Source organism: Glycomyces tenuis DSM 44171 (genome assembly GCF_000427885.1).
Lineage (GTDB): Bacteria > Actinomycetota > Actinomycetes > Mycobacteriales > Micromonosporaceae > Glycomyces > Glycomyces tenuis.
Window position 1 is genome coordinate 247,229 of the sequence record NZ_ATYW01000010.1, and the last position, 10,685, is coordinate 257,913.

The following is a 10,685-nucleotide window of genomic DNA, read 5'->3' on the forward strand; positions in this document are numbered from 1 at the left end:
GTGAAAGCCGCGCAAGGGGCGGTGCAAGTCCACTGCAAGACCGGTGCAAGAGGGTCGCCGCATGCTGGTCTCGTCCTAGCAAGACGAAGCAGAAAGGCATGTCATGCAACATGCGATCGAGGTCAGAGGGCTGACGAAGGCGTTCGGCAACGTCCGCGCCCTCGACGGCGTGGACCTCACCGCCCCGGCCGGCTCCGTCCTGGGGGTCCTCGGACCCAACGGAGCCGGCAAGACCACCGCGGTCCGCGTCCTGAGCACCCTCACCGTCCCCGACGGCGGCACCGCCCGCGTCCTGGGACTCGACGTGGTCGCCCAGGCCGGCGAGGTCCGCCACCGCATCGGCCTGACCGGCCAGTACGCCGGCCTGGACCACGACCTGACCGGCGAGCAGAACCTCGTGCTCCTCGCCCGCATGCTCGGCGCCTCCCGGGCCCAGGCGAAGGCGCGGGCCGCCGAGCTGCTCGAACGCTTCGACCTCGTCCACGCGGCGAGCCGGGCGGCGGGCAAGTACTCCGGCGGCATGCGCCGCCGCCTCGACCTGGCCGCGTCCATCGTCCGCCGCCCCGAGGTCCTGTTCCTCGACGAGCCGACCACAGGATTGGACCCGAAGAGCCGCAACGGGCTGTGGGACGTCGTCCGCGATCTGGTCGCCGAGGGCACCACGGTGCTGCTGACCACCCAGTACCTGGAGGAGGCCGACCAGTTGGCCGACTCCATCGCCGTCATCGACGCCGGGCGAGTCATCGCCTCCGGCGCACCGACCGAGCTCAAGCAGATGGTCGGCGGCCTGGTGCTGCGCATGCGGCCGGTGCGGCCCGAGGCCATGACGCAGCTGGCCGACCTCGCCAACTGGACCATCGGGGCCCGGGCCAAGCTCGAGGAGGGCGAGGCGATCGTGCCGGTCGCCCACGCCGGGGAGGCCACGGCGGTGATGTCGCGCGTGACGCAGGCCGGGATCGACCTGGTCTCGTTCGGGCTCGACGAGCCCACACTCGACGAGGTGTTCCTGACCCTGACCGGCCACCGGGCCGAGTCGGCGACCGAAGAGGAGGTCACGGCATGACGACTACGACTTGGACCACGAGGCGCGGCACGCTCGCGCAGTCGGCGTCGATGGCGGCGCGCTCGCTCGCCTCGATCAAGAACAACCCGGCGACGCTCATCGAGTTCTTCATGATCCCGCTGATGATCCTGCTGTCCATCACCTTCTTCATGGGCGGCCAGATGATGGGCAGCTGGCAGGACTTCCTGCAGTACGCAGGGCCGACGATCATCGTCATGGGCCTGTTCTTCGCGATCCCCTCCACCGGCCTGAGCCTGTTCGCCGACCTCAAATCCGGGGTGTTCGACCGGCTGACCGCGATGCCGGTGTCCCGCTTCGCGCTGCTGGGCGGCCGCGTGGGCGCCGACATGGTCAAGCACACCTGGGCGCTGCTCGTCGTCGGCGGCGTCGCCTTCGCCATCGGCTACCGGGCCGACGGCGGCGTCCTCGGCGTCCTCGCCGCCGTGGGCGTGGTGCTGCTGTTCATGTTCAGCGTCTCGTGGTCGATGGTGCTGGTGGGCCTGACCGCCAAGACCGAGGACCAGATCCAGACGTGGATGATCGCCCTGCTCATGCCGCTGTCGTACACGTCGACGGCGTTCATCGAGGTGGAGACGCTGCCCGGCGCGATCCAATGGCTCGCCGAGATCAACCCGCTGACGGCCCTGTCGGAGACCGTCCGGGACCTGCTCAACGGCGATGCACCGGGAGGCTACTTCCTGGCGCTGCTGGGCTGGTGCGCCGGAGCGGTGGCGGTGTTCGTGCCGCTGTCGCTGCGGGCCTACCGGCGCAAGCTCACGAACTGAACGGCCAGCCTTCGCCACGGTTCATCTCGGCGGCCCGACGCTCCAAGTCGCGGTCGCCGAGTTCGTTCGCCACCTTGGCGAGCTGCCGGTACAGCCACATCGAGACCTCGGAGAACTGGATGTACCTCGGGCGGTCGGCCGCGGCGGAGAGCAGCTCGTCACGGGCCTCCTCGAGGCGTCCCAGGCGGCGCAGGCACACGGCGGCGGAGACGCGTGCCGCCATCACGTTCTCGGAGCTCCCCGCGCGGTCCGCGCGGGCCTGCTCGCCTCGAAGGAAGGCGAGTGTGGCCTCCGGGTCGTCGCCGTGCGCCGCGTCGAGGCGCCACAGGCCCTCGGCGATGACCGAGTCGGCGAGGTCGGCGCCGAGCTCGGACTCGATCCGCAGCGCGCGGGACAGCAGGCGGCGGGCCTCGTCGTAGTCGCCGTTCCGCTCGCTGAGCCCCGCCAGGCCCTGGAGCGACATCAGGAGGCCGAAGCGCTCCCCGAGCGCCTCGAAGATGGCGTTGCACTCGGTCAGCTCGGCCGCCGAGCGGTCGAGGTCACCGGCCCGCTCGGAGAAGCCGGAGCAGAACAGCAGGGCCATGCCCCTGGCCTGGAGTTCCTCCGGGCCTTCCCCGTCGAGCCCGTCGAGGGTGCGGCGCACGGCCTCCTCGTCGCTCGCGAGGACGCCCAGCAGCGCGGGGGCCAACTTCAGCGTCGGGAAGGCCTCGAACAGGTCGTGCTCCTCGGCGAGTCTCACGGCCTCCTCCCAACCCGCGGTGATGTCGGACGGGTCGAGCTCCCCGGCCCACAGGCCCCAGGTGCCCGACATGCAGACCAGGGCCCGGTCCATGGGGTCGACCTCCCCTTCCATGGCGCGCACCTGGAACGCCAGTTCCTGGCCTTCCTTGCGGTAGCCGCGCATCCACCAGTACCAGGCGAGGGGGGCCATGATGCGGTGCGCGGCGGCGGCGTTCCCCGCGGCGATCATGCGGCGGATGGCGGCGGTCACGTTGCCGTGCTCGACGCCGAGGCGTTCGAGCCATTCGACCTGCTCGACCGCCGCGAAATGCGGTCCGGCCTCGACGGCGCGCTCGGCGTAGTGCTCGCAGTGGGCGAGGTACATCTCAGCGGTCTCCCCGGCCTCGGCGAGGCGCTCGGCGGCGTACTCGCGGACGGTCTCGAGCAGCCGGTACCGGCCGGAGGGGAGCCGCTGGACGAGCGACTTGTCGACGAGCCCGGCGACCACGTCGACCGAGGTCGAGCACACTTCGACGACCGCCGCGAGGTCCGCTCCGCCGTTGAACACCGAGAGGCGGGCCAGGACGCTTCGCTCCTCGGGCTCGAGCAGGTCCCAGCTCCAGTCGACCACGCCGCGGAGCGTGCGCTGCCTGGGGGCGGCGGTGCGGTCGCCCCTGGTGAGGAGGTTGAACCGGTCGTCGAGGCGGGCGGCGAGGTCGTCGAGCGTCATGGAGCGCAGCTGGGCGGCGGCGAGTTCGATGGCGAGCGGCAGGCCGTCGAGAGCGGCGCAGGTGCGGACGACCAGCGCGGCGTTCGCGTCGGTGAGCTCGAATGACGGGTCGGACCGGCGGGCTCGGTCGGTGAACAGACGGACCGCCGAGGACGCCTCCAGCTCCGCGGCGTCCGCCTCGGCCTCCGGAAGGGCGAGGGGGCCCAGCGGGTACACCGTCTCGCCGGTGATGCCGAGGGCCTCGCGGCTGGTGCCGAGCACGCGCAGCCCGGGGACGCGGGCCAGCAGGTGGGCGATGAGCTCGGCGACCGGCCCGATGAGGTGCTCGCAGTTATCGACGACGAGGAGCAGCTCGCGGTTGCGCAGCGCTTCGACGAGCCGGTCGCGGGCGTCGTCGGGGCGGCGGGAGAGGAGCGACTCGCCGATCCGCAGCGATTCGTAGACCAGCTCGGGGAGCTGGTGCGAGTCGCCGAGCGGCGCCAGTTCGACGAGCCGGACCGTCTCGCCGCGGTCCTCGGCCCGGTGGGCGGCCTCGAGGGCGAGCCGGGTCTTGCCCGTGCCGCCGGGGCCGGTGAGGGTGACGAGCCGACCGGATTCGATCTGCGCGAGGACGGCGGCGAGGTCGCGTTCGCGCCCGATGCAGGCGGTGAGCGGCTCGGGGAGGCGGCTCTCGTGCGGCGGGGCCGGTGCGGCGTCGACGCCGCGCAGGACGTCCAGGTGGGCGGCGGTCAGGGCGGGCGAGGGGTCGACGCCGAGCTCGTCGGCGAGGCGGGAGCGGGTCTTCTCGTACACGGCCAGCGCCTCGGCCTGGCGGCCTCCGGCGGCCAGCGCGCGCATGTAGCGTCCGGCGTCGCTCTCGGAGAGCGGGTCGGCGGCGTGACGGGCCGCGAGTTCGGCGAGGACGGACTCCGCGCCCTCGAGTTCGAGGCGGGCCTCCACGAGGATGGAGGCGACGGCCTCGCGGCGGGCGGTGAGTCTGGTGATCTCGGCGTCGGCGAAGCCGGATTCGGCGGTGTCGGTCAGCGCGGGGCCGCGCCACAGCGCGAGGGCCTGCTCGCAGTGGCGCCTGGCGGTGGCGGCGGCGCCGCTCCGGGAGGCCGCCTCGGCTTCGGCCGCGAGCCGCTCGAAGTCGGCGATGTCAGTGACGGCGCCGGTGAGGCGGTAGCCGCCGGAGTCGGAGCGGAGGCGGTCGCCGATCAGGCGCCTGAGGCGCGAGACCTGGGTCTGGAGCGCGCCGGGGGTGTTGGCGGGCGCTTCGCCCGGCCAGAGGGCGTCGGCGAGGGCGGAGGCGGCGACGAGCCGGCCGGGCTCGAGGGCGAGGCGGGTGAGCAGGGCGCGCTGTCGTCCCGCGGGCACGGCGACCTCTGCTCCTGCGTCGTCGGTGACGCGGAGGGGGCCGAGCAGGTCTACACGCATGCTCCAATCTTGCCTGAAGGGCGTTCAGCGGTAGGTCGAAGCCACCGCCGCAGTGATTCGCCGAGGACGATTCGCGGCCGTGTCGTCAATCGGACAATGAGTGAGGGGCCGAGTGCGCGCTCTGGCGGTTCGCCTCGAGTCGCCTTTCGACGAGACTGGAATGAAGCGCAAGGCGCGCAATGGTGATGACGATCATTCTCGGCACTCGCCGATGCCGAGACGCTCCCTATTGGAATCTGCTATTTGCATCGACAGGTTGCCGCAACGAATCTGCGCATAAGTGTCAATTTCCCGACTCATCGCTCATATGGACCGTTGGCGCACGTACTGTCGTCTCCAAACCCAGAGACGGTGAGGTGCGGTGTCCGCCATGGTTGTCCGACTTGATCCCCACTCCCTCGCGCCGATCGCCACGCTCGAGGAAGGAGAACCGCCGATGAGCACTGGACCGACGAACGCCCACATCGCGAGCTATTGCGCCGAGTTCAGGCTCCAGAAGACCGGCAAAGGCCCGCAGATCCTGCTCGCGTGCGACCCCGACGGCGTCGCCGCCGCCATCGCGACCATCATGGCCACCGAGCTGGCGCAGGTCCCCACCGTACTCGTGCGCGACCGGCCCGGGTACGAGCCGGGCGGCCGCCCCGACCACGGGCTCAAGATGGCCATCGACCCGGTGAAGGAGATCGGCGCCCTGGCCTACTACGGCCCCGGCGGCGAGGACTACGGGCCGGGCGCCTGGGTCTCCTACTCCTCGGTCGAGCATCACCCCGAGGTCAAGCTCTACCGCGACACGGACTCCGCCAGCGTCTTCCCTTCGGACTCCCACCTCGCCCTGAGCACGCTGGCTCGCGCGGTCGAGGACTTCCGGGCCACCGGCGGGCTGCGCCCGGCGCTCGTGGCGTGGCGGCCCAGCACGATCTGGTGACGCGGGCGGGCAGGCGTTTGCCCCGCTAAGCTTGCTCCTCATGAGCAACACCGAGGCTGTCACCGTGCGCATCGCCCGGCCCGAGGACGTGCCCGCCGTCTGCGCGATCATCAACCACTACATCGCGCACAGCACGTCGAACTTCCGGACCGAGCCGTACCGCGTCGATGAGTGGACGGCGCTGCTCGAGACCCATTCCGAGCGGTACCCGTGGCTGGTGGCCGAATCCGGCGGCGAGGTGGCCGGGCTGGCCTACGCCGGGCCGTGGAACCCGCGGGACGCCTACGCCTGGACCGCGGAGGCGACGGTGTACGTCGCCGACGGCCACCGCGGGAAACGGATCGGCTCGCTCCTCTACGACGAGCTGTTCAAGCGCCTCGAGCAGCAGGGTTTCCGCAGCGTGATGGCGCAGGTGACGCGCCCGAACCCGGGCAGTGAGGCCTTGCACGCCGCCTCCGGGTTCGAGCGGGTCGGCACCATCCGCGACGCGGGCTACAAGCACGGCGCCTGGCACGACGTGGGCATCTGGCAGCGCGAACTGGGGAGCCTCGACGACCCGCCGCGGCCGACGCTCCCGGTGGAGTGACCGACTCGCGAAGCTGAGCGCTTGCGCGCCAAAGCGTTCGCCGCCCCACCGCGACGCGATATGGAAGCGGGGCCATACCATGGCCTCCATCACCCGATCCGGAATCGCCCCGAAACCCTCACTCCCGGAGGCCCCATGCAGCCCTTGCCGCCCAACGAGCCCAGATCGGTCGGCCCCTACCGGGTCATCGCCGAGCTGGGCCGCGGCGCGATGGGGCGGGTGCTGCTCGGCATCGGCCCGGACGGGCGGCCGGTCGCCGTCAAGTTGATCCGCGAGTGGCTGACCGAGGACGACGAGTTCCGGGCCCGGTTCCGCCGCGAGGTGACCGCCTCGCAGCGGGTGTCGGGGGCCTACACCGCCGCGGTGCTCGACGCCGGCCCCGACGACCCGGTCCCCTGGCTCGCCTCCGAGTTCCTCCCCGGGCCGACCCTGCGATCGGCGGTCGACGCCGCCGGTCCGCTTCCCGAAGAGACGGTCCTGCGCCTGGCGGCCGGGCTCGCCTCGGCCCTGGCGTCCGTTCACCGTGCCGGCGTGATCCACCGGGACCTCAAGCCCGGAAACGTGATCCTGGCCGCCGACGGGCCGCGCGTCATCGACTTCGGCATCGCTCGGGCCGCCGACCGCACCGGCACCGACCTCACGCGCACCGGCGGCGTCGTCGGCACGCCGGGGTTCATGTCCCCCGAGCAGGCGGACTCCGAGCCGCTCACGGCCGCCTCGGACATGTTCTCGCTCGGCTCGGTGCTCGTCATGGCCTGCACCGGGTCCAGCCCGTTCGCGGCCGCCTCCACCCTGCGCACCTTGAACAACGTGGTCCGCGCCGAACCCGACCTGGCCGGGGTGCCCGAACGGGTCCGCCGGGTCGCGGAGCGGTGCCTGGTCCGCGAAGCCGCCGAACGGCCGAGCCCGGCCGAGGTGCTGGCGCTCATCGGGCCGGTCGCGCCGAGTTCCCGGCCGTGGCCCGAGGCCGTGTCGGCCATGGCGGACCGGCAGCACCGCGAACTCGCGAGCCTTCTGGACAGCGCCGGGGAGGACACCACCCTCATCGACACCGGCCAGACCATGGTCACCGACCCGAACCGAGCCACCTGGGTGAGCGCGCCTCCCGCGGCACCGCCGCCGACTCCGCCCGCGGGGAGTCCGGGGGACGCGGGCGGCGGGGCCCCGGGGCGGGACGCGCGGGCGGCGGGCACGGGCCCGGCCGTTCGACCGATCGCACCGCCTCCGGTGCGGCCGACCACCGCCCCCCGCTCCTCGGCCGCCACGACGGTCGCCGTCCTCATATGCCTCGGCATCATCGCGGCGATCGCGTGGCCCATGCTCAATGACGAGAGCGACCCGACGGGCACCATCGACGACCCGACGGAATCCGAGACCACTGCCGAAGAGGAGGACGCCTGGACCGAGGAGGAGACCACCGACGCATACGAGGTCGAGGAGGAGACCGAAGAGGCCGCCCCGCAGTGGAACGAGGAGCACAGCGGGCTCGGCATCGGCTTCGGGTTCTCCACCGATGACAGCGACACGTGCGAGTACAAGATGGTCGACTTCGACGACATCGACGGCGGCTCGATCTACGTGGAGCGCCCTACCAGCGAATCCATCGCGAGCTACACGGACCTGGTCTGGGACCCGTGCACCGGCACCGACATGGAGGCGCAGTCCGGCTCCACCAACTACCTGTACACCTCCCCGACCGCGTACGGCGCCTTCTACGACTCCTGGCTCACTGCCGCGGAGTGCTGGAACGAGATCGACGCCGACTACCCGGAGCTGGACTGGGGCATCGACACCTGGGCACCCGAGGAATCCTCGTTCGAGACCGGCATGGTCCTGTGCCTCTACACCGATTACGAGCAGATCGTGCTCGCCGAGGTCACCTCGGTCGAACCGGAGACCTCGTCCGACTGGTTGTGGATAGAGTTCGACGTCTCCATCTGGGCCTGGTACTAGGCAGGCGATGTCGCGATGGAGACTTCACCGGAATTTCCGAGGGTGTTCCGCGCCTTCGGGCTGGGCCCGGACTGCGAGAGCCGGTACCTCTCCGAAGGTCTGATGAACCGGAACTGGCGGATCGACACCGGCGAGGGGCCGTTCGCACTCAAGGAGCTCAGGGATGTCACCGCGGCCACGGCCCGCAGGAACCTCGCGGTCCTCGCGCCCTTGGCGGCGGCCGGTCTGCCGGTCCCCATTGCGGTCACCGCCGCCGACGGCGATCCGGTGGTCGAGCACGGCGGCCGGGCCTTCTACCTCATGCCCTGGCTCGAGGGAGCCCGCATACCCGGTACGGAGCTGACCATGGGGCAGGTCGAGGACCTGGGCGCACTGCTTGGGCGGCTTCACTTGCAGCTCAACGAGCCTTCACTCGGCTTGCCGCGGGACGAGCCCGTCTCGTTTCCGGCGGTCACCGCTTCCGAGGCCCGCGCCAAGCTCGAACGGTTCCTGGACGTGATCGAGCGCCGAGAGTCTCAAAGCGCCTTCGACGAGGCGGCGGTCGAGGCCTTGCGGCAGCGCCGCGTCCTGCTCGACGCCCACGGCGGATCGCGGCCAAACGGTGCCGTCGCGGACCGCCTTTCGGGGTGGGTCCACGGCGACTTCCACAGCACCAATCTGCTGTGGCACGGCGGTCGCGTCGCGGGCATCCTCGACTGGGACCGCCTGCAGGTGCGCCCGTTCGGTGAGGAGGTGGCCCGGGCCGCCGTCCTGCACTTCAAGTCCGACGACGGACGGATGGATTTGGAACGGGTCGCGGTGTTCATGAAGGGCTACCGCGGCGTCATCGCGATCAGTGCGAGCGCCATGGCCGATGCGGCGCACCGACTGTGGTGGCACCATCTCACCGGCTTCTGGATTTTCGGGCTGCACTACGACCGCGCGGTCTTCAACTGCGACTATCTGCTGGAGCCCCGAGAGCGCCTCATCCGCTGGTGGGCCGGGCATCTCGACGAGGTCGGATCGGCCTTCACCGCGGGCGCGTCTTGAGCCGAAGTGCGGCCCTCGGCTCTCCCATCCGGTTCCAATGAACCTCTGATGGTTTTCGCCTGGAATACAGACCCTGCGTTCGTAGTGTTCCCGTCAAGAGCGAACGAGGGCAGGCACCGGCTCGACATTCGCTCTCCAAAACTTTCTCTCTGAGGGGTGACACGAGCGAAGGGACATTGCTTCGTCTGAATGATGGGTGTGGGGTAACGGCAGGGCCCGGGACGGACCGTCCCGGGCCCTGCCGTCGGTCGAGCCGGACGGCGGCCGTGGCCGTTTAAAGCGTCAGCTACCCGACAGTCACCCGCGGCGTGTCGTCATTTTCCCTGGTGATAAGTCTGACATTCTCCTAACATGGTTCTTGTGGAAACAGACCACACAACCGAGACTCCCGAGGCCACCACCAAGCGGGTGACCATTCGAGAGCTGCAACGCCACACCAGTGACGTGCTCGAGAAAGTCGAGGCTAACGGGCAGATCTACGTCACCAAACACGGCCGCACCATCGCCCGGATCCTTCCGCCCGATCCGGCGGAGGAGCAGATCAACGCCGCCATCGCGGCAGGCGTCCTCGTCCCGCGAGCGCTCACCGAGCCCGACACCGACGCGGACATGCTCCAGGAGTTCTCGCCGGAGTCTCGCAGTACCGACGGGCCGTCGCTGACCGAGGCTCTCCTGGAACTCCGAGAAGCGGAGGACGATCGGTGATCCGCTGGACCTACATCGACACCAGCGCGGCGGTAAAGCTCTTCCGGAAAGAGGATCACTCGGTGTCCTTCGACGAATGGCTGGCCGCGCACCCCAGCGGCCGCCCGGTCACTTCCGATCTCACGCGTACTGAGCTGCGCCGAACGCTCCAGGCCGTCGAGGTCTCCGAAGACGACTGCCACCGTGCGGAGCTCTGGATCCGACCACACGGCACTGATCAGGCTCGCCCCGGGGCTGTGCGACTCGGCAGGGCGCCCCACCGCCGCGCCCAGGCTGCGTTCACTCGATGCGCCCCATCTCGCCGCCGCCCTTGAGATGTCCTCTGCGCTTGAGGCATTCGTGACCTATGACAAACGGCTGATCGAAGTGGCGGCGGCGCACGGCCTGCCGGTCGTCAGTCCCGGTTTCAGTTGAGCGCCGCTTTACGGCATGACGGCCTTGGAGCGAGCGCTCCAAGGCCGTCATGCCGTTCGATGGGACAGGTTGTCAGCGGACGCCGTAGAGGTGTTCGAGGGCGAGTTGGTCGAGCGCTTCGAAGGCCATGCCCTTGGCGGCGAGGCCGTCGATGTCGACCTCGACGTCCTTGACCTCGGCCCAGGTCTCCCCTGCGGCCAGGGTCGGGATCGCGAGCTGGTCGACCCGCGCGGCCTTCAATGCCTCCTGCACCGCCGCATCGGCCCGGAACGCCCGCACCTTCTCGCGCAGGATCAGGTAGTTGCGCATGCACGCCGCGGCCGAGACCCACACCCCTTCGTCGTCCTCGGTGCGCGGGG

At 70.6% G+C, this 10,685-nt stretch carries 10 protein-coding genes and 1 pseudogene; 8 read left to right on the forward strand and 3 right to left on the reverse strand.

Features of this window, described 5'->3' with window-relative positions:
- Positions 1-103 precede the first annotated feature (103 nt).
- Positions 104-1,063: a daunorubicin resistance protein DrrA family ABC transporter ATP-binding protein gene (locus YWW_RS0113995; protein ID WP_026930610.1), complete on the forward strand. Its 960-nt coding sequence runs from the start codon at positions 104-106 to the stop codon at positions 1,061-1,063.
- Entirely contained in the window at positions 1,060-1,848 is a 789-nt protein-coding gene (locus YWW_RS30380) for an ABC transporter permease (RefSeq protein ID WP_081687443.1), read from the forward strand. Before YWW_RS0113995 ends, YWW_RS30380 begins: the two co-directional genes overlap by 4 nt.
- Here the strand turns inward: YWW_RS30380 and YWW_RS30385 are convergent.
- Entirely contained in the window at positions 1,838-4,714 is a 2,877-nt protein-coding gene (locus YWW_RS30385) for an AfsR/SARP family transcriptional regulator (protein WP_051325793.1), read from the reverse strand. The two genes, YWW_RS30380 and YWW_RS30385, sit on opposite strands and share 11 nt — an antisense overlap.
- Before the next feature lie 436 nt (positions 4,715-5,150).
- Here YWW_RS30385 and YWW_RS0114010 point away from each other — a divergent pair, with 436 nt between their 5' ends.
- The 6 genes from YWW_RS0114010 (at position 5,151) to YWW_RS38250 (ending at position 10,226) form a co-directional block, all read left to right on the forward strand.
- The gene (locus YWW_RS0114010) at positions 5,151-5,639 is read left to right on the forward strand and encodes an Imm1 family immunity protein (protein WP_026930611.1); all 489 of its coding nucleotides are present in this window, start codon (positions 5,151-5,153) and stop codon (positions 5,637-5,639) included.
- 40 nt (positions 5,640-5,679) lie between these two features.
- Complete coding sequence (locus YWW_RS0114015) at positions 5,680-6,225, forward strand: GNAT family N-acetyltransferase (RefSeq protein WP_035698781.1); 546 nt, start codon at positions 5,680-5,682, stop codon at positions 6,223-6,225.
- Between the two features lie 135 nt (positions 6,226-6,360).
- Positions 6,361-8,178 carry a serine/threonine-protein kinase gene (locus tag YWW_RS36900; RefSeq protein ID WP_051325794.1) on the forward strand — a complete coding sequence of 606 codons (1,818 nt, stop codon included), beginning with the start codon at positions 6,361-6,363 and terminating at the stop codon, positions 8,176-8,178.
- Between the two features lie 15 nt (positions 8,179-8,193).
- A complete protein-coding gene (locus YWW_RS0114025; protein WP_026930613.1) occupies positions 8,194-9,207 on the forward strand; it encodes a phosphotransferase in 1,014 nt (337 codons plus the stop codon).
- A gap of 360 nt (positions 9,208-9,567) precedes the next feature.
- Complete coding sequence (locus YWW_RS0114030; RefSeq protein ID WP_162145952.1) at positions 9,568-9,912, forward strand: type II toxin-antitoxin system Phd/YefM family antitoxin; 345 nt, start codon at positions 9,568-9,570, stop codon at positions 9,910-9,912.
- A 62-nt stretch (positions 9,913-9,974) separates the two neighbouring features.
- The gene (locus YWW_RS38250; protein WP_425402696.1) at positions 9,975-10,226 is read left to right on the forward strand and encodes a hypothetical protein; all 252 of its coding nucleotides are present in this window, start codon (positions 9,975-9,977) and stop codon (positions 10,224-10,226) included.
- Here YWW_RS38250 and YWW_RS36905 read toward each other — a convergent pair.
- Together YWW_RS36905 and YWW_RS36465 are read right to left on the reverse strand one after the other, a co-directional pair.
- Positions 10,192-10,377 (reverse strand): hypothetical protein, encoded by a 186-nt coding sequence (locus YWW_RS36905; protein ID WP_162145945.1) that lies wholly within the window; start codon positions 10,375-10,377, stop codon positions 10,192-10,194. The two genes, YWW_RS38250 and YWW_RS36905, sit on opposite strands and share 35 nt — an antisense overlap.
- A 21-nt stretch (positions 10,378-10,398) precedes the next feature.
- A pseudogene (locus YWW_RS36465) lies at positions 10,399-10,685 on the reverse strand (xylose isomerase); the annotation flags it as partial.

Coding starts and splice junctions, on each gene's coding strand:
- YWW_RS0114015 (WP_035698781.1), top strand. CDS start 5,680: ATGAGCAACACCGAGGCTGTCACCGTGCGCATCGCCCGGCCCGAGGAC.
- YWW_RS0114025 (WP_026930613.1), top strand. CDS start 8,194: ATGGAGACTTCACCGGAATTTCCGAGGGTGTTCCGCGCCTTCGGGCTG.
- YWW_RS0114010 (WP_026930611.1), top strand. CDS start 5,151: ATGAGCACTGGACCGACGAACGCCCACATCGCGAGCTATTGCGCCGAG.
- YWW_RS0113995 (WP_026930610.1), top strand. CDS start 104: ATGCAACATGCGATCGAGGTCAGAGGGCTGACGAAGGCGTTCGGCAAC.
- YWW_RS36905 (WP_162145945.1), bottom strand. CDS start 10,377: ATGACGGCCTTGGAGCGCTCGCTCCAAGGCCGTCATGCCGTAAAGCGG.
- YWW_RS36900 (WP_051325794.1), top strand. CDS start 6,361: ATGCAGCCCTTGCCGCCCAACGAGCCCAGATCGGTCGGCCCCTACCGG.
- YWW_RS30385 (WP_051325793.1), bottom strand. CDS start 4,714: ATGCGTGTAGACCTGCTCGGCCCCCTCCGCGTCACCGACGACGCAGGA.
- YWW_RS30380 (WP_081687443.1), top strand. CDS start 1,060: ATGACGACTACGACTTGGACCACGAGGCGCGGCACGCTCGCGCAGTCG.